19 protein-coding genes, 1 tRNA gene and 2 pseudogenes are annotated in these 26,523 nt (G+C 67.1%); 10 read left to right on the forward strand and 12 right to left on the reverse strand.

Annotation, left to right across the window (positions count from 1 at the left end; translation table 11 throughout):
• Positions 1–76: 76 nt before the first annotated feature.
• The gene (locus GTV32_RS08315) at positions 77–1,039 is read left to right on the forward strand and encodes an SGNH/GDSL hydrolase family protein (RefSeq protein ID WP_202421688.1); all 963 of its coding nucleotides are present in this window, start codon (positions 77–79) and stop codon (positions 1,037–1,039) included.
• A gap of 10 nt (positions 1,040–1,049) precedes the next feature.
• Entirely contained in the window at positions 1,050–2,273 is a 1,224-nt protein-coding gene (locus GTV32_RS08320; protein ID WP_161059743.1) for an acetyl-CoA C-acetyltransferase, read from the forward strand.
• A 64-nt stretch (positions 2,274–2,337) separates the two neighbouring features.
• On the opposite strand, the gene GTV32_RS08325 is transcribed toward GTV32_RS08320, so the two are convergent.
• The 6 genes and pseudogenes from GTV32_RS08325 to GTV32_RS08345 form a co-directional block, all read right to left on the reverse strand.
• On the reverse strand, positions 2,338–3,840 hold the full coding sequence (locus GTV32_RS08325; RefSeq protein WP_161059744.1) for an MDR family MFS transporter: 1,503 nt from the start codon (positions 3,838–3,840) through the stop codon (positions 2,338–2,340).
• Positions 3,841–4,063: 223 nt separating this feature from the next.
• Positions 4,064–4,921, reverse strand: coding sequence for a Bax inhibitor-1/YccA family protein (locus GTV32_RS08330; protein WP_161059745.1), 858 nt, complete (start codon positions 4,919–4,921; stop codon positions 4,064–4,066).
• A gap of 106 nt (positions 4,922–5,027) precedes the next feature.
• Positions 5,028–5,327: a TetR-like C-terminal domain-containing protein gene (locus GTV32_RS24000; RefSeq protein WP_161059746.1), complete on the reverse strand. Its 300-nt coding sequence runs from the start codon at positions 5,325–5,327 to the stop codon at positions 5,028–5,030.
• The gene (locus GTV32_RS24005) at positions 5,285–5,734 is read right to left on the reverse strand and encodes a TetR/AcrR family transcriptional regulator (RefSeq protein ID WP_343287442.1); all 450 of its coding nucleotides are present in this window, start codon (positions 5,732–5,734) and stop codon (positions 5,285–5,287) included. The genes GTV32_RS24000 and GTV32_RS24005 overlap by 43 nt, the downstream gene beginning before the upstream one ends.
• Before the next feature lie 42 nt (positions 5,735–5,776).
• Positions 5,777–7,984: pseudogene (locus GTV32_RS08340) on the reverse strand (MMPL family transporter); the annotation flags it as partial.
• 42 nt (positions 7,985–8,026) lie between these two features.
• Complete coding sequence (locus GTV32_RS08345) at positions 8,027–9,226, reverse strand: oxygenase MpaB family protein (RefSeq protein WP_343287256.1); 1,200 nt, start codon at positions 9,224–9,226, stop codon at positions 8,027–8,029.
• Between the two features lie 181 nt (positions 9,227–9,407).
• On the opposite strand from GTV32_RS08345, the gene GTV32_RS08350 reads away from it, so the two are divergent.
• The 4 genes from GTV32_RS08350 to GTV32_RS08365 all read left to right on the forward strand — a co-directional run bounded on the left by GTV32_RS08350 (position 9,408) and on the right by GTV32_RS08365 (position 13,472).
• Positions 9,408–10,526, forward strand: coding sequence for a phosphotransferase family protein (locus GTV32_RS08350; protein WP_161059748.1), 1,119 nt, complete (start codon positions 9,408–9,410; stop codon positions 10,524–10,526).
• Positions 10,527–11,648: a hypothetical protein gene (locus tag GTV32_RS08355; RefSeq protein WP_161059749.1), complete on the forward strand. Its 1,122-nt coding sequence runs from the start codon at positions 10,527–10,529 to the stop codon at positions 11,646–11,648.
• Between the two features lie 37 nt (positions 11,649–11,685).
• Positions 11,686–13,227, forward strand: coding sequence for a phospholipase C (locus GTV32_RS08360; RefSeq protein ID WP_161059750.1), 1,542 nt, complete (start codon positions 11,686–11,688; stop codon positions 13,225–13,227).
• A gap of 171 nt (positions 13,228–13,398) precedes the next feature.
• Positions 13,399–13,472: transfer RNA gene (locus tag GTV32_RS08365), tRNA-Leu, on the forward strand.
• Positions 13,473–13,634: 162 nt separating this feature from the next.
• Here GTV32_RS08365 and GTV32_RS08370 read toward each other — a convergent pair.
• Positions 13,635–15,332 (reverse strand): SulP family inorganic anion transporter, encoded by a 1,698-nt coding sequence (locus GTV32_RS08370; RefSeq protein ID WP_161059751.1) that lies wholly within the window; start codon positions 15,330–15,332, stop codon positions 13,635–13,637.
• 258 nt (positions 15,333–15,590) lie between these two features.
• Positions 15,591–16,442 carry an SDR family oxidoreductase gene (locus GTV32_RS08375; protein WP_237421498.1) on the reverse strand — a complete coding sequence of 284 codons (852 nt, stop codon included), beginning with the start codon at positions 16,440–16,442 and terminating at the stop codon, positions 15,591–15,593.
• A 243-nt stretch (positions 16,443–16,685) separates the two neighbouring features.
• Here GTV32_RS08375 and GTV32_RS08380 point away from each other — a divergent pair, with 243 nt between their 5' ends.
• Complete coding sequence (locus GTV32_RS08380) at positions 16,686–16,901, forward strand: hypothetical protein (protein WP_161059753.1); 216 nt, start codon at positions 16,686–16,688, stop codon at positions 16,899–16,901.
• A gap of 10 nt (positions 16,902–16,911) precedes the next feature.
• On the opposite strand, the gene GTV32_RS08385 is transcribed toward GTV32_RS08380, so the two are convergent.
• Positions 16,912–17,817 carry an alpha/beta hydrolase gene (locus GTV32_RS08385; protein WP_161059754.1) on the reverse strand — a complete coding sequence of 302 codons (906 nt, stop codon included), beginning with the start codon at positions 17,815–17,817 and terminating at the stop codon, positions 16,912–16,914.
• A gap of 70 nt (positions 17,818–17,887) precedes the next feature.
• On the opposite strand from GTV32_RS08385, the gene GTV32_RS08390 reads away from it, so the two are divergent.
• Positions 17,888–19,048 (forward strand): MFS transporter, encoded by a 1,161-nt coding sequence (locus GTV32_RS08390; RefSeq protein WP_161059755.1) that lies wholly within the window; start codon positions 17,888–17,890, stop codon positions 19,046–19,048.
• Positions 19,049–19,060: 12 nt separating this feature from the next.
• Here the strand turns inward: GTV32_RS08390 and GTV32_RS08395 are convergent, their stop codons facing one another.
• Positions 19,061–20,185: a TDT family transporter gene (locus GTV32_RS08395; RefSeq protein WP_161059756.1), complete on the reverse strand. Its 1,125-nt coding sequence runs from the start codon at positions 20,183–20,185 to the stop codon at positions 19,061–19,063.
• Positions 20,186–20,377: 192 nt separating this feature from the next.
• On the opposite strand from GTV32_RS08395, the pseudogene GTV32_RS08400 reads away from it, so the two are divergent.
• A pseudogene (locus tag GTV32_RS08400) lies at positions 20,378–21,801 on the forward strand (aldehyde dehydrogenase family protein).
• A 151-nt stretch (positions 21,802–21,952) separates the two neighbouring features.
• Here the strand turns inward: GTV32_RS08400 and GTV32_RS08405 are convergent.
• Positions 21,953–23,362 carry a carotenoid oxygenase family protein gene (locus GTV32_RS08405; protein ID WP_237421760.1) on the reverse strand — a complete coding sequence of 470 codons (1,410 nt, stop codon included), beginning with the start codon at positions 23,360–23,362 and terminating at the stop codon, positions 21,953–21,955.
• A gap of 177 nt (positions 23,363–23,539) precedes the next feature.
• The gene (locus GTV32_RS08410; protein WP_161059758.1) at positions 23,540–24,739 is read right to left on the reverse strand and encodes a lipase family protein; all 1,200 of its coding nucleotides are present in this window, start codon (positions 24,737–24,739) and stop codon (positions 23,540–23,542) included.
• Positions 24,740–24,996: 257 nt separating this feature from the next.
• Here GTV32_RS08410 and GTV32_RS08415 point away from each other — a divergent pair, with 257 nt between their 5' ends.
• Complete coding sequence (locus GTV32_RS08415; protein WP_237421499.1) at positions 24,997–26,523, forward strand: alpha/beta hydrolase family protein; 1,527 nt, start codon at positions 24,997–24,999, stop codon at positions 26,521–26,523.

Here is a 26,523-nt window from a genome sequence, read left to right on the forward strand (position 1 = left end):
CCCAGAGGTGCGGAATCGGATCGAACCCGGAGTGAAACTACGACTAAGCTGGCAGCCGTGTCCGAATGTGAGTCACATGGATTCGAGTGGCCGGGTCGCCGTGGACAACAACCGACTGCTGCGTGACGTCGGCGCGACGGTCGCGGCCACCGCGGCAAGCGCAGGCGCATCGTGGGCGGCATACAACTACCTGAACGGCCAGGCCACCGAGGCGCGCACGGTGATCCCACATCGCACCGACGACGCGCCCAACGGCGACGGCATCTATCTGCCCGACGGCACCGGACCGCACCGCGCCGCCCGGGGCACCGCGGTGGACGTCTACCTCGTCGTGTTCGGCGATTCGACCGCTGCCGGCCTCGGCGCCGAGACCGCGGACCAGACGCCCGGGGTGCTGCTCGCCCGGCGGGTGGCGGCGGAGACGGGCAAGACCGTGCGATACGCGAACAAGGCCATCGTCGGTGCCACATCAAAGGGCCTCGGGGCACAGGTCGACGCGATGCTGATCACGCGCGAGCGGCCCGACGTCGCGGTGATCCTGATCGGTGCCAACGACGTCACCGCCACCAATGGCATCCGGTCGTCGGCCAGACGCCTCGGCGAGGCCGTTGCGTTGCTGAAGGAGAACGGCGCCGCGGTGGTGGTGGGCACCTGCCCCGACTTCGGCGTCATCACCGCCATCCCACAACCACTCCGTTCCGTGTTGCGCCGCTGGGGTCTGCAACTCGCGTCGGCGCAACGCGGTGCGGTGCGTGCGGCCGGTGGGCGGCCCGTGCCGATGGCCGATCTGCTGGCCAAAGAATTCCTCGCCAAGCCGGAGCACATGTTCTCGCCGGACCAATACCATCCGTCGGCCGCCGGGTACGCCCTCGCCGCCGACATCCTGATCCCGGAGGTTCTCGAGTCGATCGGCGAGTGGGGACCTGCACCATTGCCCCAGCCACCCGAGGTCTCAGAGGCTGTCGAGCAGAATCGGCTGGTCAGCAAGGTTCGCCGGCTGGTGGGACGGCAGACGAACCAAGCAACTGCTAGGGGGTAATCTGGGCGGCATGCCTGAAGCAGTGATCGTCGCCCATGCCCGTTCCCCCATCGGCCGCGCCGGCAAGGGATCCCTCAAGGACGTCCGGCCGGACGAACTCTCCCGCCAGATGGTCGCCGCCGCCCTCGCGAAGGTGCCCGAACTCGATGTCGCCGACATCGAGGACATCCACTGGGGCATCGGCCAGCCCGGTGGTCAGGGTGGTTACAACATCGCCCGCGTCATCGCCGTCGAACTCGGCCTCGACCATGTGCCCGGCGTCTCCGTGAACCGTTACTGCTCGTCGTCTCTGCAGACCACCCGCATGGCGCTGCACGCAATCAAGGCAGGCGAAGCCGACGTGATCATCTCCGGCGGCGTCGAGAGCGTGTCCAGCTTCGGCATCTCCGGTGGCGCAGACGGCGCCCCGGATTCGAAGAACCCGGTCTTCGACGAGGCCATGGCCCGCACTGCGAAGTCCGCAGAGGGTGGCGCGCCGGCATGGCACGATCCCCGCACGGACGGTCTGATCCCCGATGTCTACATCGCGATGGGCCAGACCGCGGAGAACGTCGCAAGCTTCACCGGGATCTCCCGCGAAGATCAGGACCGCTGGGGTGTGCTCAGCCAGAACCGCGCCGAGGAAGCGATCAAGTCGGGCTTCTTCGAGCGTGAGATCGACCCGGTGACCCTGCCCGACGGCACCACGGTGACCACCGACGACGGCCCCCGTGCGGGAACCACCTATGAAAAGGTGTCCCAGCTCAAGCCGGTCTTCCGGCCCGACGGCACCATCACCGCCGGCAACGCCTGCCCGCTCAACGACGGCGCCGCAGCCCTGGTGATCATGAGCGACACCAAGGCCAAGGAGTTGGGCCTGACGCCGCTCGCGCGCGTCGTCGCGACCGCGGCGACCGGACTGTCGCCAGAGATCATGGGCCTCGGCCCGATCGAGGCGATCCGCAAGGTGCTCAGGATCGCCGGCAAGTCGATCTCCGACATCGACCTCGTCGAGATCAATGAAGCGTTCGCGGTGCAGGTGCTCGGTTCGGCGGCCGAACTCGGCATCGACCACGACAAGCTGAACATCTCCGGCGGTGCGATCGCACTCGGTCACCCATTCGGCATGACCGGTGCACGCATCACCACCACGCTGCTCAACAATCTGCAGACCCAGGACAAGACCTTCGGCATCGAGTCGATGTGTGTGGGTGGCGGCCAGGGCATGGCGATGGTGCTCGAGCGCCTCAGCTGATCACAGCTCGACCGAAGAGCCGGGGCCGTCGGATTCTCATCCGACGGCCCCGGCCTCTTTGATGTCAGACCCTCTCGGGCAGCGCGGCATCGGTGTCGAGGGCTCCCTCGGGTGTGTCGTCGGCGGGCTCCGCCGACGCAGGTGGCCTCCGCAAGAACAGCACGATGACGATCAACGCGATGCTCAGACACCCGGCGACGGTGAACACTCGCTGGACACCGTGGCTGATCGCCTCTGCCTCCGCAACGCCCACGGCCCGATCGTTCGACGCGACCACCGTCATCACGGTGATGAACAACGCCGTACCGGCAGCGCCGGCAACCTGCTGGAAGGTCCCGAGAACCGCGGAACCGTGCGCGTACAGCCGCGGCTCGACGGACCCGAGCGCGAGCGTCATCAGTGGCGTGAAGGTCGCGGCCAGGCCCAGGCACAGCAGTGCGTTGGCACCCAACAGCCACCAGGGCGACGTCGACGGGCTGACGAATACCAGCATCCAGACGGCGGAGCTGACGATCATCGCGCCGGGAACCGCCAGGATGCGGGGCCCGTGCGTGTCGTAGATCCGTCCGACGACCGGTCCGGCGAGCCCCATGATCAGTCCACCCGGAAGCGTCAGCAGACCGGTGGTGAGCGGATCGAGGCCGAGGACGGTCTGAGCGAAGTACGGCACCACGATGAACGTACCGAGCATGGTCCCCATCGCGACGACCATTGCGCCCATCGCCAGCGAGAACTGTCCGGATTTGAACACCCTCAGGTCGAGCAGGGCGCGGTCGCGTCCCTGCAACGCGAGCTGCCTACCGATGAACGCGGCGAGTGCGAGCGCACCGATCGTGAACGGGACCCACAGTGGCACCGACGAACCCGCCTCGGCCGACTCACCGATCCCGGCGAGCCCGTAGACCAGTCCGCCGAAACCGAGAACCGCCAGCGGGATCGACAGGTAGTCGATGGGGGTCTTGATCCGTTCCCCGACGGGACGCACCAGCACACCACCGACGATCAGCGCCACCAGTGCGATCGGACCGACGAAACCGAAGATCCAGCGCCATCCGAAATGGTCGAGGATGAAGCCGGACACGGTCGGCCCGAGCGCCGGCGCGACCGCGATGACCACCGAGATGTTGCCCATCATGACCCCGCGTCGTGCCTCGGGGACGACGGTCATCACCGTGGTCATCAGCAGCGGGAGCATGATCGCGGTGCCGAGCGCCTGGATCACCCGCGCGATCAGCAGCACCTCGAAACCCGGTGCCGCGAACGCGATGAAGGTGCCGAGGGTGAACGCCGACATCGCGGCGATGAACAACACCCGCGCACCGGCACGCTGGATCAAGAAGCCGGTGAGTGGGATGACCACGGCCATCGTCAGCAGGAAGGCAGTGGTGAGCCACTGCCCCACACTCGGTTCGACGCCGAGATCCTCCTGGAGGACGGGAATGGCGATGCTCATGACGGTCTCGTTGAGGATGACCACGAACGAGGCGACCAGCAGTACGCCGATCAGGAGCAGATTCTGGCGTGACAGTCGATCGTCGGCAGGCGCCGACGTCTGAGTGGCGGTCACAGCGAGTCCTTCCGGAAAGAAGCCATCGACCGACGGGTCGATGGCGATGGATTGGTTGACCGGATACGGCAGCGGAATTCTTCGGCCGCCCTGCTGTCACCACATGGGTCAGAACGCTATCAACGCCACTGCGACTCTGGCGAATGTTTTATGCGTCGGATCCACGTCGACGCAAGAACCCCGCGCCGACGGATCGGCACGGGGTTCCGGTCATGCGGACGGACTAATCCGAATTGAAGTAGCTCAGCAGGCGAAGGATCTCGACGTAGAGCCAGACCAGCGTGACGGTGAGTCCCAACGCGACGCCCCAGGCGGCACGCTCGGGCGCACCCGCCCGGATCAGTCGGTCGGCGGCGTCGAAGTCGAGCAAGAAGCTGAAGGCGGCGAGCGCGATGCAGACCAGCGAGAAGATGATCGCCAACGGTCCACCGTTGCGGAGGCCGAAACCCTCACCGCCGTTGAACAGCCCGATGACGAGGTTGCCGAGCATCAGGACGATCACGCCGATCATGCCCGCGAACAGCATCCGCGTGAACCGCGGCGTGACACGGATCGCGCCGACCTTGTAGACGAGCAACATCCCGAAGAACACACCGAACGTGCCGAGCACCGCCTGACCGATCAGCGCTCCCGCAGACGTGTCGTTGGCGACCACCATGTTCGCGAAGACGAACGAGATCGACCCGACGAACAAACCCTCGAAGGCCGCGTAGGCGAGCACGATGGCCGGGTTGTCCTGCTTGCGGCCGAACGAGGCGACGAGCACCAGCGCGAGTCCGCCGAGCGCACCCACGAGCATCAACGGCGATGCCAGCGAGACATTCTGGTCGACCAGGAAGTATGTCGCGATGGCGGAGATGGTGAGCACGCCGAGCGTGATCGCGGTCTTGGTGACCACGTCATCGATCGTCAGCTGCCGGGTGACCGGCGGCGCGGGCCGGGTGTAGGGATCGGTCTGCTGCCCGTGTTGGTTCCACATGGCACCTTGACCGGCGGCGGCCGCTCCGGCGCCGAAACCGGCGTAGCCGGTCTGGTTATCGCGGACGACGCCGCGCATAACCGGATTGCTGCTCTCTCGCACGTACGTGCTCCTTTTGCTTGTGGTGTCTGCCCTGTCAACGGGTACGGCTGCTATCGAGTTCCGACTTTACCTTCTCTTGACTTTCATGTCGTGTGACAGCCCGTTCTCAGGGTTTCTGCGCACGCTGCCCGCTCAGCCATGCACGCGCGTCGCACGGTCCGCTCGCGGTCCCGAGCATCCCCATCGAGGCGCGACCGAGGCACACCGACCGCATCAGCGCTTCGGCGAGGGCGAGGTCGTCACCCCAGGGCAGACCCGGCTTCGCGAGCATCAGCGATGCCACCCCGTGGGCGGCAGACCAGAACTCGAGCACCACCTCGGTGACATCGGACACCGGGAAGAATCCTTCGCCGGCCAGCTCGGTCACGGTCGCCGACATCCGGGCGAACGCGGAGGCCGCCAGCACCTCGTCGACCTTCGATGCTCCATCCGGGGCGCCTGCCGGAACGCCAGCCGATAGAGGACGGGCGTGGACACCGCGAAACGTACGTAGGCCAATCCCTGCTGCAATGCTCGCTCGAGTGGGTCGTCGATGCCCTCGGACACCTCGCCGAGCACGCCGTCGAGCTGCTCGAAATAACGTGCGCACACCGCGTCGAGCAGAGCATCCTTGTCGGCGAAGTGCAGATAGATCGACGGCGGGGTCACCCCCACCCGCCCGGCGACGGCGCGGATCGACACCGCGGCCTCATCGCCCTCTTCGAGAAGGAGCGCCGTGGCGGAGGAGATGATCTCCTCGGCCAGGAGCTCACCTGACCCGCGGGGGAGCGAGTTCGTTTCGTCGTACTGCGCACTGTTCTCCTGGGTCGACATCGGTCCTGCCGCGGCCGGGCCGGGGGGTCGCGGGGCGGCTGACTCCGACAACCCGATCCGGTCGTGCAGGCGCCGTAAGGGTCCCGGGGCCCACCAGTTGGCGCGTCCCGCCAGCCGCATGAACGCGGGCACGAGCACCATGCGGATCAGAGTCGCGTCCATCAGGACGGCCAGGGTCAGCCCCACTCCGAACATACGCATGAACGAGACCTCGGAGGCCGCGATGCCGGCGAAGACGATGCTCATCAGGAGAGCTGCCGCGGTCACCACACGGCCGGTCCGGGCGAGTCCGACCGCCACCGCGTGGTCACTCGCCGCCCGACTGCCGTCGGATGCCAGCCACTCCTCCCGAATGCGTCCGAGCAGGAACACCTCGTAGTCCATCGACAGGCCGAAGGCGATACAGAACATGAGTATCGGGATCGTCGCGACGAGGTAGCCGGTCGCGGTGGTCCCCAATCCGCCGAGGTGCCCGTCCTGGAAGAACCAGACCATCGCGCCGAACGTCGCGGTCAGCGAGAGCACGTTGAGGACGAGCGCCTTGAACGGCAGGACGACACTGCCGGTGAACAGGAACAGCAGGACGAACGTCGCGATCGCGATGGTCGCCAGCACCCACGGCAGGTGTGCGTAGATGGCGTCCACGGTGTCCTTGTTGGTGGCCGCGAGCCCGGTGAACAGCACCTGCGCGCCATCCGGGACCGCGACGTCGCGCAGGTGCTCGAGTTGCGACAGCCCGTCGTCCCGCATGGGTTCGAGATCGGTCGACACCGTGACTGTCGAGACGCCTGCGCGGGAGTCCGCCGGGCTGCCGGGTCCCACCGCTCGACCGTCGACGAAGGTGCCGGCCGACGACGTCGCCGAATTCACCTGGCCGACTTTCGAGAGCGCCGCGGTGTATCGGCCGAGGCCTGCTTGATCCGGAATTCCCGAGGCGACGACGGTGACCGTCGATGACAGATTCTGCGAGAAGTCGTCGCGGACCTCCTGCTGGATCGCGTGCGACGACGCCGACGAGGGCAGTACCCGGTCATCCGGGAACCCGAAGCGAAGGCCGAAGAACGGTGCGCCCAGCACGAGGAGCAGTGCAGTGACCGCGATGGCAGCGGGTAGCGCGTGGCGCAAGACGAAGCGCACCGATCGATACCAGCGGGTCTCCTCGATCCCGCGTGGCGTCGGCTCAGGGCGACGGAAGAGCCTGCGCACCGGGCGGCGGACGTCGAGCGCGTCCACACGATCACCGAGCACCATGAGCATCGCGGGCGTCAGGATCAGCGCAGCGAGCGAGGCGACCAGCACCACACCGATGCCCGCGTAGGCGAAGGATCGCAGAAAGTACATCGGGAAGATCGCGAGGGCGGCGAGCGACAGTGCCACGGTCACCGCCGAGAACGCCACGGTACGGCCCGCGGTCGCCATCGTCGTCGTGATCGCGGTCGCGCGGGCCGTGCCGCCCGCGACCTCCTCCCGGTATCGCGTGACGATCAGCAGTGTGTAATCGATCGCCAGGGCCAGGCCCATCGCGGTGGTGAGGTTGAGTGCGAAGATCGAGACGTCGGCGAACTCGGCTATCAGGCGGAGCAGCGCGAACGTACCCACGATGGCGACGATCCCGATGATCACGGGCAGCGACGCCGCCACGAGGCCACCGAACACGACGACCAGGACGAGGAAACTGATCGGTATCGCGATCGCCTCGGCCTTCGCCAGATCCTTTGTGGTCTGCTCGTTGACCTGACCGAACACCAGCCCCTGCCCGCCCACGCGGATCGAGATCCCCTGCTGCTCACCGGAGACGAGGTCGGCTATCTCCTCCGCCCGGTCCGGCGCCAGTTCTTCTCCGCCGTCCAGCGTCGCGACGATCAGCGTCGACGTGGAATCGCGACTCACCAGCGCCGGGGCGAGATCGGGGTTCTGCCAGACCGACAGGATCGGGTTCTGCACGTCGTCCCGACGTTCGAGTTCCTCGACGATCCCGGTACCGACATCTCGGGCCGCGGGATCGCTCGCCATGTTCATCCCGCTCGGTCCGTCGAGCTTCACCACGACCTGCAGCCCGCCGCGGCCGAAGGTCTCGTCGAGGATGCGGTCGGCGCGGGCCGACCCCGAATTCGGGTCACTGTAACCTCCGGCGAGCAGATGCTGGGCTGCGGTCGCGCCGTACAGGCCCGCGAGTGCCAGGACCAGAACGGCGGCGGCGAGCACCACTCTCGGCGCCTTGATGATCAGCTGGGTCATCCTCGCCGACATACGCACTCCCACCGGTTGGTTACCGGCGTTAAGTTATCAGCATTAACCGACTTCGGTCAACGGTTCGACGTCGTGAGCGGGCAGGCCGAGTCCTCGGCGTACGGTCCTCAATTCCCTACGGACGACAGTGCTTTCCGACCCCAGCAGACCGGTTGCGCGCAAGACCTCGCGCAGGCGGACGGCCGGGCGGGCGACGTCCACCAGGTGATGCAGCGGGGTTCGACGCAGACCCATTGCCACCGCCGCGGGTTGCTCCATCCACCGGGTGCTGATCGACGAGAACGACGTGGAGAGAACCGGTTTGATCACGAGGCCCATCATCGACACCAGCGGCCCAGGCAGCGGGATCGCATTCTGCAGGTCGTAGCCATCCCGCAGCAGGGCCCGGGTCAAGGTCTTCGACGCCGCGTCGGGTTGCAGTTCGAACTCGGCCGCCACCGCGAACAGTTCACGCGCCGCGGCGAAGTCGGACGGCAGCCATTCGTCGTCGACACCGATCACCCAACCGATCCATCGCCACAGATGGGTGATCGCCTCGCGTTCGGCGCTGCTGTAGCGAATCCCGAGATCGCGCGCGACGATCAGGGGCAGCACCAGGAAGCCCCCGCTGATCGTCAGGGCCGAATAGGTCTGGTTGATCGGAACACCCCAGGAGTCGGTGTCCCACTGCTCGCCGGTGTCACTGCGGTCGGCCAACAGATGGTCGCGGATCAGGGCGTGCAACAGCCGGATACGGATGGTCGCCACCCACCCGGTCGAGCCCGGGCGCATCGCTCCCGGCGTGGTCGCCTCGGCCACCCAGCGCGCGGTGTTCTGGACCCGTTCGAGGGTCCCGTCGCCAAGCCTGCCCGTGGCGGCCAGCGGTCGGACGAACCCCTGAGCCTTGTACCCGTAGATCAGCGACTGGTACAGCGTCGACGACTGCAGTGTGCCGAATCGCCACCATGCGCGCGCACCGGCTTCGGCCAACGCAGGATCGAACCACTGCGGCGGCTCGCTCGCCGATCGGATCAGACGGGCCAGCGCCGGAGGCGTCCCCGGATCGTCGGCCCCGGCCTCGACCGACGCGAGCAATCCTGTCCACGAGAGCCCGCGCTCGTACATCTGCGCGATCACCGCGTCCGCGGCGACGTCGGACCGCGCGAGACCGACCTCGAGGCGATCCACCATCTCGGGGTGACGCTGCCGGACCGCATCCCAATTGCGCGCCCCGGTGACCGACGCGGCGTCCATATCACCCATGGTGACCAGTACATGTGCGCAGGTCAAGCACCATCCCGCGCGTCGGCGTTCCCCGGCGTGGCCAGGCCGGTCCGAGCCGACCACCGGTCCACCGACGATCTCGCCGAGTCGGCAGACAAGGAGGGGTGGAACGTGTTCCAATTCTGTCCGTCCCACCCGCACTCGCCCCATGGATGGCCTCATGCCGGATACCGATTCAGCAGACCCCAACGAGGTCGCACGGCCCACGTCGTCGCGCCGCGACCCCGACTGGCTCCGTGCCCGTCTCGAGGATTGGTTGAACACCGTCGTCGACGCGCCGGTGGCCGTCACACGTCTGGAGATCCCATCGGCGAACGGCATGTCGAGCGAGACGATCGTCCTCGACGCGCGCTGGGACGACACCGAGCACCCGCTCGTCGTCCGGGTGGCCCCGCTCCCAGAGAGCGATCCGGTGTTCCCGACGTATGACCTCGACCGCCAGTTCCGGATCATCGATCACGTGTCGTCGAGTACCCATGTGGCACTTCCGAAGCTCTACTGGTCCGAACCCGATCCCCGACCGCTCGGCGCCCCGTTCTTCATCATGGGCCGCGTCGATGGTCAGGTGCCGCCGGACGTGATGCCCTACACGTTCGGCTCCTGGATGACCGAGGCGACCCCGGCACAGCGGGACATGTTGACCGAGAAGACCATCGAGACTCTCGCGATGATCCACTCCGCACCCATACCGTCGGAACTGCTCGATCAGCCGGGACCGCAGGAGACGCCGCTGCGTGCACACATCCGACGTCTGCGCGAATTCTATTCGTGGGCAGCCGAAGGTCGCGCAGGATCGGGCTTGATCGAGCGAGGCTTCGCGTGGGTCGACGAGAACGTCCCGGACGAGACCGCCCCCGTGCTCTCGTGGGGCGATGCCAGGATCGGCAACATCATCTACCAGGACTTCACACCCGCCGCGGTACTCGACTGGGAGATGGCGACATACGGTCCACGCGAGTTGGACGTGGCGTGGATGATCTTCTTGCACCGATTCTTCCAGGACCTGGCAGAGATGGCCGGTCTCCCGGGACTTCCCGATTTTCTCCGTCGCGACGAGGTGGCCGAGGCCTACCATCGCCACAGCGGTCATCAGCCTCTCGATCTCGACTTCTACATCACCTATGCAGCCCTCATCCACGCGGTGGTGATGTATCGAATCCAGTCACGCGCCATCCACTTCGGCCAGGCAGAAGACCCTGCCGATCCCGACGACATGATCCTGCACCGTGCAACCCTCGAAGCCATGCTCGCGGGCACCTACTGGGAGAAGGTCCGATAGATGCTCTCCCCCATGGACGACTACCCCATCCATCAGGTCGCCGAGGTCATCCGGCACGTCCAGACCTCCGACCGCAACTTCTACGACCGCTACTACTTCAATTGCCATGGGCCCGAATCCGACTCGCCGTGGCTCGTTGTCGGCCTCGGGGTCTATCCCAATCTCGGCGTCACCGACTGCTTCGCCGTGGTCCGTCATCGCGACGAGCACATCGTGGTGCGGGCGTCGCGCGCTCTCGGAGCTGACCGCAGCGACCTGCGTGTCGGCCCCTTCACCGTCGAGATCCTCGATGGGCTGGCGCGTCTGCGTGTCGCCCTGGATGCCGGCCACGGCGACCTCTCCTTCGATCTCACCTTCGATGCCACCGGTCCCGCAGCCCTCGAACCTCGACACTTCGTGCGACAGATCGAGCGCGTCACCTTCGACACGCAGCGTTTCGTCCAGGTGGGCAAGTGGTCCGGAGAACTGACCGTCGACGGCACGCGATTCGACGTCGAGCCCGACCAGTGGCGCGGCAATCGTGACCGGTCATGGGGTGTCCGCCCGGTGGGCGAGGCCGAACCACCCGGCCGCCGCGCGGACGCGAGCATCTCCGGGACGTTCTTCTGGATCTATTCGGTGATGGAGTTCGTCGATCACTCGATCGTCGTCGTCATCCAGGAGACCGAGACCGGCGAGCGCGTGATGGATGATGCCCGACGGGTCTGGCGCGACCCCGATCGGGAACCCGAATGGCTCGGGCACGTGTCCCACCAGATCACCTTCGTCCCGGGCACGCGTGAAACAGCTGAGGCGACACTGACGTTCACCCGGCCATCCGGCGAGGTCACCACCGTCACCTGTGTCCCCCGACTGGCCAATTATCTGGCGTTCGGTACCGGCTACGGCCTCGAACCCGACTGGCGACACGGTATGTGGCAGGGCGAGGAGAAGGTCGAGGACCTCCACTTGAAGGTGTCCGAACTCGATCCGACCATGAAGATGTTCTGCGTCACCGACCACTACGCCCGTTTCGTCCTTTTCGACGGTGCGACAGAGGAATCCGGTGACGGTCTGTTCGAATTCGCCGCGATCGGACCGCACCGACAGTACGGTTTCAGCGAGTACACTGACCCGGCCTGAACAGCTCACAGGCACCGTCTGCCGAGGGGAATCGAACATGGCGGATACGCCATTTGCCGGTCTGTCACGTCGCGAGTTCCTCGCCCGGGTGGGAGCCGTCGGCGGCGGGGCCCTGCTGACGTCGTGGGCCGCACCGATCATCGACCGCGCCTACGCATCGGCCGACCCGGCCGGCACCGGCTCATTGAAGGACATCGAGCACATCGTCCTTTTCATGCAGGAGAACCGGTCGTTCGACCACTACTTCGGGACCTATTCCGGTGTCAGGGGATTCGGCGAGAAGTCGTCGGCGTGGAAGCAACGCGGCTGGGCGCCCGGCGTCGGTCCGACCGCTCGCGGCCACACCATGCCGTTTCGGCTCGACACCCGCAACGACGCGAACCTCGACGGTGAGTGCATCAACGATCCGGACCATTCGTGGCAAGGTATGCACCGGGCGTGGAACGGTGGCCGCAACGACGGCTGGCTGCCGATGTCGATCAAGTCGGTCGGACCGGCGAATGCACCCGCACTGATGGGTTACTACGAGCGCGAGGACATCCCGGTTCACCGATCACTCGCCGAGGCGTTCACCCTGTGCGACAGCTACCACTGCTCGGTCCTCGGCCCCACCGACCCCAACCGCCTCTATTGGATGAGCGCGAGCATCGACCCGGCCGGCACCCATGGCGGCCCACTGCTCGAAACTCCCACGCTGATAACGAAGTTCGTCTACTCGTGGCGCACCATGCCAGAAAACCTGCGCGACGCGGGGGTGAGCTGGAAGATCTTCAACAACCGCGATCTCGGTCCGGTGTCGTCGGTGGTACTCGACGGGATGATGGGCTGTTTCACACAGGCCCGGAATCCCGCCTCGGAGCTGTCCCGGCGCGGCATCGCGCCCACCTATCCGAACGACTTCGCCGCGGACGTGGCCGCCGGCCGCCTTCCCAAGGTGTCCTGGGTGATCCCCTCCGCGATCAACTGCGAACACCCGGCCCTCCCCGCCGCACTCGGCGCCGTGGGCATCGTCGAGCTCCTGAACATCCTGACCGCCAACCCCGCTGTGTGGGAGAAGACCGCGCTCATCGTCTCCTACGACGAGAACGGCGGTTTCTTCGACCATGTCACCCCGCCGACGCCACCGCCGGGAACCGCGGGCGAGTACGTCAGCGTGCCCGACCTCGGGAAGGTCGCGTCGTCGGAGGGCATCCGCGGGCCGATCGGCCTGGGCTACCGGGTTCCGTGTTTCGTCATCTCGCCGTACAGCCGGGGCGGCCTGGTGGCATCGGAGACGTTCGATCACACCTCCCAGCTCCGATTGATCGAGCGGCGGTTCGGTGTGGACGTCCCGAACCTGACGCCGTGGCGTCGAAAGACCGTCGGCGACATGACTTCTGCCTTCGACTTCGCCCACCGCCCCGATGCCACCCGTCCGCGATTCGGCGACCCGGTCCCCGGCGCCCAGAACGCGCTGATCGGCTGCGGACCGAATGTCGCCGCGGGCACTCTCGGCCGCGGACGGCCCTACCCGGTCCCGCCCAATCGCATGCCGCGGCAGCAACCGGGAACCCGCAGGGCACCGAGCGGCATCGTCTGACCGTTCGGCGGCCGTCCCGGCGGGGTCCGATCGCTTCCCCCGGCGGTTCTGCCCGTGGGGGAAGGGTTCCGCCTCGATCGATCGGAATGTGACCGCTCCCCGGTGTTCGTCCGGCGTTCTCCCCCATGCCATCCTGATAGGGCGTGTTCCCGATTCTTGCGGGGTGCGTCGGCCCCTATAGCCCAATTGGCAGAGGCAGCGGACTTAAAATCCGCCCAGTGTCGGTTCGAGTCCGACTGGGGGCACCGAGGGAGTGCTGGTCAGAGGGTTGGCCAGGCTTCTTGGGCCTCTGGCAAAAGGCGACGATCTCCCGGCTGTGCCTCGTCGCGGAGAGCGCGGAGTCGGCTTCTGGGTGCTCGATCGGGTCGCGGCGATGGCCGCCGTCGTCTGGGCGACGCGGGCGGGTATCAAGGTTCCACCACGTCGGGATGGGCGGCTTCGTAAGCACGGACCGCGGCACCGACCGTCGGATAGACGTGGTCGGGGTCGAGGTCGCCGATCAGCCCCTCGGTGAGCAGGGTGCCCTGCAGCTCGGGATCCACGCCGGCGAGGACGAAGTGGGCGTCATGCGAGTGGACGAAGGTGATCAGGTCGCCGAGCACCGAGGACGCGGAGTAGTCGACATCCGTGATCGACGTGCAGTCGAGGACCAGCCACCGAACCGGGTCCGGCGCCGCCCCGATGAGGGACATCACGTCGTCGGCGAAACGACTCACGTTGGCATAGAACAGGTCTGCGTCATACCGGAAGACGATGAGCCCCGGCAGCGACTGCTGCCCGGGCCGCGCGCGCTGATACCGGCGGGCCCGACCGTGGTCACTGACGCCGACCACAAATCGCTCCGGCCGGTACTGACGGCGGATGATCTCGAGCAGCGAGACGACCATCGCGGTCAGGATACCGTTCTGCACGCCGACGATCAGGACCACGACGGCGGTGCACACGGCGATCCCGAACTCGATGCGGCGGATCTGCCAGATTCGCCGGAAGGCATGCAGATCGATCAGGTTCACGGCGACCAGGAACACGATCGCCGACAGCACCGCATGCGGCAGATCGGCAAGCGCATCGTCGAGGAAGACGACCACCACCAGCGTCACCGCGGCCATCGTCAGGGAGGCGACCTGGGTTCGGCCACGTTGTTCATCGAGAATCTGGGTCTTGGTCGGACTGCCGTTGACGACGAAGGTCGAGCTCAACCCGGCGACGATGTTGGCGACGGACAGTCCGACGATGTCGCGGTTGACGTCCGCCGCCTCGCCGTGCTTCTGGGCGAAGCTCCGTGCCGTGGCCGCACTCTGGGCCAGAATGACCACCGCGCAGCCGAACGCGACGGTCGCCGCCTTTGCGAGATCGTCGGCGTCGACGGCCTGCGGCCACCCGAACCGCGGCAGGCCGCCGTGCAGGGGTCCGACCACGTCCAGTTCACCGGCCCACCCGAACCCGGAGACGACGACGATCGAACCGATCACCACGATGATCGCGGCCGGGACGCGCGGCACAAATCGCCGTGCGCCGACGAGGATGGCGAGGGTCGCGGCGGCAAAGGCGGTCGACATGGCGTCGATCGACCCGAGATGCGTGACGATCGATGCCCACCGTCCCCACACGTCTCCCTCCGATTCGGGGATTCCGAGCATGTCGGGGATCTGGCCGGTCAGCACACTGACCCCGGTCCCCGCGAGAAAACCGACGAGCACTGCGCTGGAAAGGAAGTCGCCGAGGAAGCCCAGCCGGAAGAGTCGCGCGACCGCGAGGAAGACCCCGGTGACCACGGCGATGATGCCTGCCCATGCCAGCCACTCCTCGGTGTCTGGGGTCAGTGCCGCCACGCCGAGGCCGGCGATTCCCGACGCCAGCAACGCGGCAGTCGCGGAGTCGGCGCCGACCACGAGCATCCGCGATGCACCCAGCAGCGCGAACGCGATGGCAGGAAGGATGATCGTGTACAGCCCCGCCACGATCGGGACATGGGCGATCGAGCTGTAACCCATACACTCCGGGATGGCCACCGCCGCCAGGGTGACCCCCGCGATGACATCACCGCGCAACCACGAACGTCGATATCCGTGCAGCGCAACGGGTGTCAGAGCACGCGGGGCCATGCCGACGAGGCTACTCGGTGCACGCCATGAGGGCGGGCCACCGAACGCGTCTCCTCGAGACGGCCGGCTTCCGCGTCGACCAGGACCGGACCGCCGCCGCCATCGATTTCCCAGTCGGACAACTCTTCTGGCCACATGTGAGTGACGAAGGCAGGCAGTCGGGGCGCGGCACGATCCGGCCGGTGGACTCTCACCCGCACGGTGTCGGTTCGGCGCCGGCGGGAGGCACTGCGCATGCCTGGTCGAGTGGACCGCTGATCAGGTGGCACCCGCCTCGACGACCGGCTGGGGTCCGCGGACCGCAGCGCACAGGCCGCCGTCGACGAGCAGATCGATCCCGCTGAGGAAGCTCGCCGCATCCGACAACAGGAATTCGGCCACCGCGGCCACCTCGTCGGCGCGCCCGAGGCGCTGCAACGGCGTCTGCTGTGCCCAGGCGGCCATCCGAGGATTGCCGGCCGCCTCCTGCCGCCCCTGCGGGGTGTCGATGAGCCCCGGGGAGATCGAGCAGATGCGCCCGCCGACCGGGCCGAGCCGCACTGCTTCTTGCTGCACGAAGCGCTGGACACCGAGCTTCGCCAACGAGTACGCGACCCCGGGCTGCTCGACCATCGGTCCCACGCTCGCGCGGAGCCGATCCAGAAAATGATCGTGCAGAGGATCGTCGAGCGCATCTGCCGTGTCCGAATCTATTGTCAGGCCCCCGATCACCGGCGCCATCGAAGCGAAGCACACCCAGGCTGTGACCCCGGTTGCCAACGGTCGCAAGGCGTCGGCCAACGACGCCGTGCCGATGAGATCGACCGTGAGGATTCGTCGCCAGTCGGCCATCGTCGGCGAGATCCCGGCGACATGCGCCACCGCCCGAAGCGCGCCCAGCTCACTCACACGAGCGGCGAGCCTGCCGAGCCCCTCCACATCGGTGATGTCGAGGACGAACGGTTCCACCACCCTCTCCCCTTCGCGGGACAGCCGGTGCGCGACCGCGGTCACGGCGGCGTCGTCGACGTCGACGAGCAGCATTCTGTCCACCGTGTCCGCTAGTCGCCCGGCACACTCTGATCCCATGCCACGACCCGCGCCGGTGACGACACCGACAGTGCTGGTCATGACGGAACCGCCCAGCATCGACGCAGTGAAGGTACTGCCGCCCTGGCGACGAACTCCATACGAAAGCCCTTGTCACCGCGCACCAATACGCTGCGGATGACCTCGAGTCGTGGCGTCGTCACCGAGTTGCCAACCGTCGACCAAGAATGCAGTTCTGCTTCACGAGAATGATGTTCTCACGGTGCGACCGCGTGCGCAATCGTCGACGACCGCCCGCCTTCGGCTCCGTGGTCTACTCGACACATGAGCCAACCGATGATCGTTGCCATGGCCGATGCCGATGCGGCCGTGCTGACCCTGGCCATCGCCATCTACGCGGCCGCCATCCTGGTCGGCATCGGACTGGCGGTCAACGCGATCACCCACCATCGCAGGAACCGTGCAATCGTGGCGGCGGTCGTCGTGCTGGTGCTGGTGGTGGCCGGTGTCGTCGTCGCGGTGGCCAGCAGTATCGGCTAGCGAAAGGCGGTCATTCCCGACCGTGGAAGGCGGCCCGCAGCGCGGCTGATTGAAGTCGGAAGAACTCGCGCGACACCGCCGCTTCGGGATTGACGAGATCGAATCCGTGAAAGGCGCCGGGGATGACTTCGACGTCACACGGGACCCCGGCCGCCCGGAGCCGGTCGGCGTACCGCAGGTCCTCGTCGTGAAAGAGGTCCATTCCGCCGACGCCGATCCATGCGGGGGCCAGACCGCTGAGGTCGTCGCGTCGAGCGGGCGCGACGACCTCCGGATCTGCGCCGCCGAGATAGCTGTCCCAACCGAATCGGTTGGACTTCGCGTGCCATATCCGCAGATCCGCCTCGTCGACAGAAGTGCGCACGGTCCGGTCGTCGAGCATCGGGTAGACGAGCAGTTGCAGGGCAGGTGTGGGCCCTTCCCGGTCACGGATCCGCAGAGCCAACTGTGCCGCGAGCCCGCCACCCGCACTGGCCCCGCCGATGGCGAACTGTCCGTCGGCAACGCCGTCGAGATCGTGCAGCAGGTCGAGCGCCTCGTGGCAGTCGTCGAGCGGCGCCGGAAAGGGATGCTCGGGCGCCAGCCGATAGTCGACGGACACCACGACGGCCCCGAGATCGCGGCTGAACCTGCGGCAGAGGGCGTCATCGTGTTGCGCCCTCCCCATGACATACCCACCCCCGTGGATCCAGAGCAACGCCGGAGCGTCACCGGTCACGCCGGCCGGCCGGAACACCCGGGCCTCCCCGCCCGACGGAAGTGAGTGGACCTCCACATCGGAATCCCGGCTCAGTCGCCCCATTCCGTTCTGCACGACCCGTATCAACGGGAGGGTCCGCGGTCCGACGATGCCCCGGGGCAAAAAACGTGCCATCCGCTGCAAGTCGGGGTGGAAGTCCTGCACGTTCACTGCCATCGTCGGCGTTCCAATCTGCTGTCGGTACCGGTGCGGTCCGCCAACCCTATAACCGGCAGAATCGGTTTCGATGCACACTGCCGAAAGTCCGGCCAAGCGGTTCGCGCTGCCGGCCATCCTCGCCGTCCTGTTCGCGACCGGTTGGGGCGCCAATCATTTCGCTTCGATGATCCCGGTACTCAAGGCCGACGAGGGGTTGCCGACCGCGATCCTCGACGGCGCCTTCGGTATCTATGCGATCGGCCTCCTGCCCGGACTCTTCGGCGGCGGCTCGCTGTCGGACCGCGCCGGACGACGACCTGTGGTGCTGACCGGCGCCCTCCTTGCCGGCATCGGCAACCTCATGATGATCGGCTGGCACGACCAGGCCGGCGTCCTCGTCGGCCGGCTCGTGGTCGGTCTCGGCGCCGGGCTGACGATCAGCGCCGGCACCGCCTGGGCCGCCGACCTGCGCGGCAAGACCGGCGCCACGTTGGCCGGCGCGCTGCTCACCACCGGTTTTGCCATCGGCCCGGTGATCACGGGACTGCTCGCCGAGTTCGCGCCTCACCCCGCCGAGCTCCCCTTCGCGCTCAGCGGGATCGTCTCGCTCGTGGTGGCGACCGCGGGATTCGCCCTGACTCCGGTGACTCCCGCCCGGCACGACCATCCGCTCACCGACGTCGATGACGTCGACGGCCGGTCGGTCGCGAAAGCGTTGTCCTGGTCGGTGCCGATGGCACTCTGGGTGTTCTCGTCGGTGACGGTCGCGGTGGTCGTGATGGCCCACCGCATCAGCGACCGCTATGACGGCCCGTGGGTGCCCGGGGTGGCCGCTGCCCTGAGTCTCGGGTCCGGTGTGATCGTCCAGTTCGTCGTCCGGCGGGCCGGGGTCGGCCGGGTGGCGGGTGTCGTCGGCGCTGCGCTCGCCGCCGCCGGGTTCACATTGTCGGCCGTCGCGGGTGGCCACCCGTCGATGTTGTTGTTCGCGGTGACCGCGGTGGTGCTGGGGCTCGCCTACGGGCTGTGTCTGCGCGACGGGCTGACAGATGTGGAGGCGTTCGCCCCGCGACGTAGCCGTGGCGCGGTGACCGGCATCTTCTACGTGGCCTGCTATCTCGGCTTCGGGTTGCCCGTACTGCTGACCACCATCGAGCCGTCGGCCGGAATCGTCGCGCCGATGATCGTGCTCGCGATCGCCGCGGCCGCCGCGTCGGCGTCACGCGCAATCCGGTTGCGGCGCGTCTCCTGACCGGTCCGCACATCACGCCGGGCGGAACACCGTTCCGGTGTACGCGGCGTGCACGGTCCGCGTGGCCACGATGCCCCAGGCGATCGTCAGCACCACGTACAGCGCGTCGGCGAGCCCGCGGATCGGAGCTGCGTTCAGGGTGACACCGAGTGCGCTCAGGCCCATCACGCACGTCCCGACGGGGAACGTGAAACTCCACCAGGTGAGCGCGAACGGCAACCCCTGACGGATCGTGCGAACGGTGATCGCCGTCGCGAGCGCGAACATCGCGGCACCGAAACCACCCATTGCGAGACCGTAGATGATCCCGAAGACCTTGAGCCCCAGCGCTATCGGCGCCATCGCCCCAGCGAAGACGAGCGCGGCCTGCGCGCCGAGCAGATTTGCGGCCGCGATGGACTGACCGATCATCCCGAGCGTGATCCACACCGTGGGCGCCGACTGTGCGGCCGGCACCCCACCGTGGATCAATCGCGAATAGATCATCGTCAAGGTCATCACGCCGAGCGTCAAGCTCAGGCCGAACAGTGCGTAGCACAGCGACAACATCGCAAGTCTCGCTTGGCCTTCCGGGACGTGGGGCAACAATGCCGCGCCCGTCGTCGCGGACACCATGGGCGGCACCACCGGCATCAGCCACGCCGGAAGCGCACGCACCTCCTGCGTCCGCGGGCGGATCATCATCGCGAAAGGCACCCAGACACTGGTCGCCACACCGAGTACCGTTCCCGCCACCCACAGCACCGCGCCCATCCCGACCGCCGCGGTAGGTCCCAGCAGCGGAACGCCGAGATGCACAGCTCCGGCCCCGACGGTGAGCACCGCCATCGGCACGGCGCCATAGAACTGTGACATCACCGGGTCGGCCGCATAGCGTCGCGCGGTGTCTGGATGCCGGATCCAGTGCACCGCAAACGCCGTGCCGATCGTGACGAGCAGGACCGCGGCCAGCACCCAGATCATCGTGGCGAATGCCACCAGCAGTCCCGACTGAAGAGGGAGTGAGACCGCTGCATTGGCGACGATCCCGGTCCCCATCACGGCGGCAAACCAGTTGGGGGTGATGTGCTCGAACACCCGGCCCGGGCGGTCGAGCTCGCCGAGGAACCGGCGATCGAGAATGGCGGTGGTGGTCATGGCTCAACCCTCGCCGCGGAAGCCGCACGACGGTAGACGTCCGCACCTTGTGTGCCCACAATCAGAACTTGTGGGCGGCGGACACACCGCCACCCGCATCTGACAACAACTGTTTCCCCAAAGGCTCGCCCCACACTCTGCAGGCAGGCATAGTGTGGTGTCGACAACACCCCGCGGATATGGAGGATCACCGTGCGCGAAATCAGCAAGTTCTACATCGACGGTCAGTGGGTGGAGCCCACAGAGCTCAATCTGATCGACGTGATCAACCCGGCAACCGAGAAGGCCGCGGGCCATGTGGCACTCGGCACAGCCGCTGACGTGGACACCGCGGTGAAAGCGGCGCGCAAGGCGTTCGCCACCTGGAGCCAGACCAGCGTCGACGAGCGCGTACAGATCCTCAACGCCGTGGTCGCGGAATACCAGAAGCGGATGGGGGACCTCGCCGCCGCGGTGACCGAGGAGATGGGCGCCCCGAACGGGTTGGCCAACAACGTCCAGGTTCCCATCGGACTCGCCCACCTGATGACCGCCGCCGCTCAGCTGCCCACCTTCAGCTTCTCCGAGGATCGCGGGTCGTCGCGGATCGTCAAGGAGCCGATCGGCGTCTGCGGTTTCATCACGCCGTGGAACTGGCCGCTGAATCAGGTCATGGTCAAGGTTGCGCCGGCGCTCGCGACCGGTTGCACCATGGTGCTCAAGCCGTCCGAGGTGGCCCCGTTCAGCGCCGCCATCGTGGCCGAGATCTTCGATGCCGCAGGCGTTCCCGCCGGTGTCTTCAATCTCGTCAACGGCGACGGACCGGGCGTCGGCGCGGCCCTCGCGTCGCATCCTGACATCGACATGGTGTCGTTCACCGGCAGCACCCGCGCCGGCATCGAGGTCGCCAAGAACGCCGCACCGACCGTGAAGCGAGTCGCCCAGGAACTCGGGGCAAGAGCCCCAACATCATCCTCGACGACGAGGACTTCGCCACCAATGTGGGCGGCGGCGTGGCTGCGATGATGATGAACTCCGGGCAGTCGTGTAACGCGCCGACCCGCATGCTGGTCCCCAAGGCACGGATGGCCGAGGCCGCCGAGGCCGCGAAGTCGGTCCTGCCGTCCCTGACCGTCGGTGATCCGAGCACCGACGTCCGTATGGGGCCCGTGGTGTCGGAGCCGCAGTTCGAGAAGGTCCAGGGACTCATCGAGCGAGGTATCGAAGAGGGCGCCAACGTGGTGTTCGGTGGGCCGGGACGTCCGGACGAGCTGCCGACGGGGTACTACGTCCGGCCGACCGTGTTCTCCGACGTCACCAACGACATGGACATCGCGCGCACCGAGATCTTCGGCCCGGTGCTGGTCATGATCGGTTACGACTCGATCGACAACGCCATCGAGATCGCCAACGACACCGAATACGGTCTCGCGGGCTATGTCTCGGGCAAGGATGTCGACGAGGTCCGCAAGGTCGGTTCGCGCATCCGCGCAGGGTCGATCTCGCTCAACGGCGCGCAGCTCGATCCGTCGGCACCGTTCGGCGGATACAAGCAAAGCGGCAACGGCCGTGAGTGGGGCGACTACGCGTTCGACGAGTTCCTGGAGGTCAAGTCGATCCTGGGCTATGACGCCTGAGCAAAGCGTCCACCCGTGATCCCATCGCCGGTCGAGTAGCGGCGAACGGAGCGAGCGCGTATCGAGACCACTTGGCGACACAAGGGATCTCGATACGGCGCCTCGCCCCGCTCGGTGCCTACTCGATCGGCGAGCACCACCACCGCAGGGACTACCCGATCGGCGGAACGGCTTCGACCGGCTCGCCGGCCGGTAGCCACGCCCCGTGCAGGCCCGCCGGGACCCGAATCGGCATACGGACGGTCGCCAGTGGTCCGGCGGCCGGATCCTCGGCGGCGAGCACGTAGAACGACGACGTCAAGTCGTCCGGATCGGTGCCGAACGCACCCCAGTAGTCGTGCCGTTCCCCCGGCATGTAGATCGGCTCGCCAATGGCAACGCCTGGGCGCCAACAGGTTTCGGTTCCGGCCTGCAGATCATGGAACCACAGGCTGTCGCGATCCCCGGTGTCGCCGCCGCTCCTGCCGACGGTTGCGACCCGTGAATGCGGCAGCGTGAGCCGGCGGTCGTCCACCCGTGGGAACTCCACATCGACGCTCTCGCCCAGAACCGTGCGCGTGATGGTGCCCCGCGCCGGATCGAGAATCGCCCGCACGAGCGTCGACGACGCCGCCCGCGGCATATCCGCAAACGCCCCGGGATACGTCCATTCCACGTAATCGACGGTCACCGTGTCACCTCCCGACGCTTGATCGCCATCGGTGTCGAAGGCATTGGCGAAGTGCCACACCCACATCGGTTCGGAGTCGACCCAGCGGATCGAGCCACCGTCGCGCGGTATCAGCGCGATGCGGGTGCCCGACTCAGGATGCCACTGCAACAGCGACCCTCCGTTCAGCATCGCGCCGACGTCGAAGACGAGCGGACACAGGAACAGCACGATGTAGCGCGTGGTCAAGGCCATGTCATGGATCATCAGCGGCCGGTCGACACCCTCCACGGGGGTGGGAGGCCGGCGGGTTGTCCCGTCCGGCCCGATCACCGCCCAGGTGAGATAGGGCGCCTCGAGGAGGTAGTTGAAGAGCACCAGCTCCCCCGTCGACGGATCGATCTTCGGGTGGGCGGTACTCCCGACCGCCATGGCGCCATCGCAACTGTCGCGGCCGATCGTGCCGAGCCCGGCCGGATCGAGGCGATACGGTTGGTCGGACTCTGCCATCGCGAGCAGCCGCCCGGCGTGCTGCACGATGTTGATGTCCGGCAGTTGCCGAAATGTCCCGGCGAGGTCGGGACCGACCTCGTCGGCCGATGGCGTGTATCCATCGGTGAGGCCCGACCAGATCGCGTGGCCGGCCCTCTCTTCGGCCAGCACCATCGGTGTCCGGACGAACCGGTTCCGATAGTGCGCAGCGCCGTCGGCGATCTCGAGTCGATGCACCATCGCGTCTCCGTCGAGCGGATAGACATACGAGCCGATCGGATCGAATCGCGGGTTGGGCCCGTTCCGCAGATAGGTGCCGTGCAGGTCGTCGGGGATCTCCCCGTCGACCTCGAGATCGTTGATGTCAACCTCCTCGCGTTGCGGCGCAAACACGCCCGAGAGGTGGGCGTGATGTGCCATGTCGACGGGTGCGGGCCGGGCGGGGTCGGTGACGTGGTTGACATGCGGATCGCCTCTCGGAAAGTTCGACGCGGGAGCGCCCGTCCCGCGCATTCACCAAGAATGCGCCCTTCCGCACGTGGGCACATCGGTTATTCGACGGAATGCATTGACGGCATCTCGGTGGATCGACGGGCGTCAGCAGCCTCCGGTCGGCCGTCCGGCGAATCGTTCGTTCAGGAAAGCCGCGGCGTCACGCTCGAACGGAATGAACGCGGTGCTGTGGGAATCGCCCCGGTAGAGGTGAAACCGTGTCGGAACGTTGCGCGCGCAGTACCGACGGGCGAGTCCGGCGACGTCGGCGGCCACCATCACCCCGTCGCCGATCGAGTCCTTCTTCCCCACCCCGAGCATCATCGGCACCACCGGTGTACCGGCCGAGCCCATCACGTTGCGCGCGATGGCCGCCCGGACGGAGGGAACCTGCAAGAAGCCGCGGTACGGCGCGCGGACCATCTGCGCATCGGTGAGACCCGGGTAATCGCCGGCGAAGTCGATGATGCACTCATCCCGAACGGTGCCCACGAGGCGGTGGCCGTACGGCGACAGAAACGACGCGAGATCCAGATCGTAGGCACGCCCATACGCGACGACGAGTGCCGGCATCACACCCGCCCAGTCCTTGCTGCCGCTGATGTATGGAAGATTATGGGCGAGGTCAACCGGTACGCCGCCGGCCGCCGCGCCGACGAGCGCCAGTTCAGGGGCGTAGCTCGGCGCGAGTTCGGCTCCGAACCCGGTGGGTACCGACCCACCCGAGTATCCGACCATCCCGACCGGCGTGGACGCCGGCAACCCCAGCACCGACTCTGCCGCTCGGATCCCGTCCAGGGCCAGATGGCCCGATTGCCGACCGATCGTCCATTCCTGTTGTTGCCCTTCATAATCCGGGACGGCGACGGTATATCCGGCGGCCAGGTAGCCACCGATGGCCACCTCCTCGAACTGCCCAGCGCGGCTCGGCTTGTTGCCCTGCAACGTGTAGGAGGGATCGCACTGTGGTCCCAGCGCGTCATAGGCCATGTGGAACGAGACGATCCGACCATTGGCCGTGGCTGGTCGCAGCACGGTGGTGACGCCTGCGATGGGCGCTCCGGCGTCGTCGTTGCTGCGGTAGAGCACCTGCGTCGACGACACCGGAACGGTCACGCCGGACGCGACGAACGCCACCGGTCGGGTCCGCAGCACAGCGCCAGGACTGAGTGCCGGCAGATCCGCGCCGGGCCGATAGAACGGGTCCGCGGAGGGCAGCGGTGTCGCCTGCGCCGGAACCGGCACGGTGAGGAGTCCGAGACAGACGAGTGCGGCGGAGCCGAACACCAGCAACCATCGTGTCATCGCGATCTCCGATCGGGCGTGCGGCTCCTCCGCACCGAACATGCCACAGACGGATCGTCGGCGCGGGCCAAATCGTCGTGAGGACGCACCCGGCGAGTCGCGATCCTCGCACCTCACAGCAATTTCACAGCGACACCCACCGAGACGAACTCGTGTAACGCCCGCCCGCCACGCAACGACAGATCAGTCATCACGGAAGTCCTCCGCGACGGAGGTCCGTGCGTCGGGGGACATCGCTTTCATCTGTCAGGAGTCTCATGCCCATCCCTCCGGAATCCATGGATCCGAATCTGGTCGCCGAAGGGTGGCAGGTCTCGCCCAATGAGGTACCCAGCTCGACGACTGCCGCACGTCCCCGCCGCAGCGGACGTCGCCGTCTCGCAGGCGTCGCCGTGATCGTCGCCCTCAGCCTCGGCCTCTTCGGCATCAGTTCGCTGATCTCCGGCGGCAACGAGGCGTCCGCGCTCACCGGGCACCCCGAGGTCCTTCGCGAGGGTTGCACCTGGGACAAGTCCGGCAACTTCGTCCAGAACTGCAAGGTGTGGTCGGCGTCCCAGAACAAGTTCGTGATCGTGCAGATCCGGGCGTCGAGCGGCAGCGACAACGGCGTCTACCTGCTCGATGGCATGCGCGCGAGCGAGGAACGATCAGCCTGGACCACCGATGTGCAGGCGGCGAAGGTCTACGACGCCGCGAGCGACACCACCTTGGTGATGCCGGTCGGTGGCGCGTCGTCGTTCTACACGGACTGGGATGCGGGCGCCGGTGACAAGAACACCACCATCAAGGAAGAGACCTTCCTGACCGAGGAGCTTCCCGACTACCTGGCCGAGAACTTCGGCGTCAGCAAGAGCAACAACGCGATCGTCGGCCTGTCGATGTCGGGTGGTCCGGCGGTCACGCTCGCCGAGCGTCATCCCGAGCAGTTCAAGGTCGTGCAGGCGATGTCGGGGTACTACCAGACCGACAACCCGCTCGGCGCGCTCGGCGTGTTCGGTTCCCAGACGTTGGTGTCGAACTACACCAACGGCATCGTCAACATGTGGGGACAGCCGGGCAGCCAGCGATGGACCGACAACGATCCGTCGAAGAACGTGGACAAGCTCAAGGAGAACGGTCAGACCTTGATCATTTCCTCGGGCAACGGTTTCCTCACCGCGAGTGAGATGGCGAAGCTGTCGCAGCAGGACCAGATCAGTGCCATGGCACTGGAGATCCTGTCGGCCGTCTCGACCGTGTTGATGCAGCTGCAAGCTGCACAGACCGGGGCATCGGTCATCTCTCTCCCCAACTACGGTGGGCACACCTGGGAGAACTGGGGCCGTGGACTCGCCGACGGCAAGGACCATGTCCTCGAGGCCTTGCGCAGCACGCCGCCGGTCACCGAGAAGGTTCAGCTCGTCAGCGCTTCGGGAAGCCCCGACCCCGATGGGGCGGCCAAGGCCACCCAGGCGGCCATGGTCGCTGCGAAGGCGTCACCGGCTCTGACACCCGAGGTTCTGGCCGCCACGACCGAGGCCACGGCGTCGTCGAGTTCGGCCGCATCGTCGAGCGCCACTGCCACATCAGGTTCCTCGCAGGCATCGACGACGCCCAGCGACGCATCGGACCCGACGGCCGCTCCGGGCGGCAGCACCGACGTCGGGACGACGGTCCCCGCACCGCCTGCTGACACCGCCGACACCGGAGGGTCCGAGGCCCCGGATTCTCAGCGGCCGGCAGCCCCGCAGGAGTCGGTCACTTCCTCGACGCCGGCGCCGCCGGCCACGACCCCGGCGTCATGA

The organism is Gordonia sp. SID5947 (assembly GCF_009862785.1).
Classification (GTDB): Bacteria; Actinomycetota; Actinomycetes; order Mycobacteriales; family Mycobacteriaceae; genus Gordonia.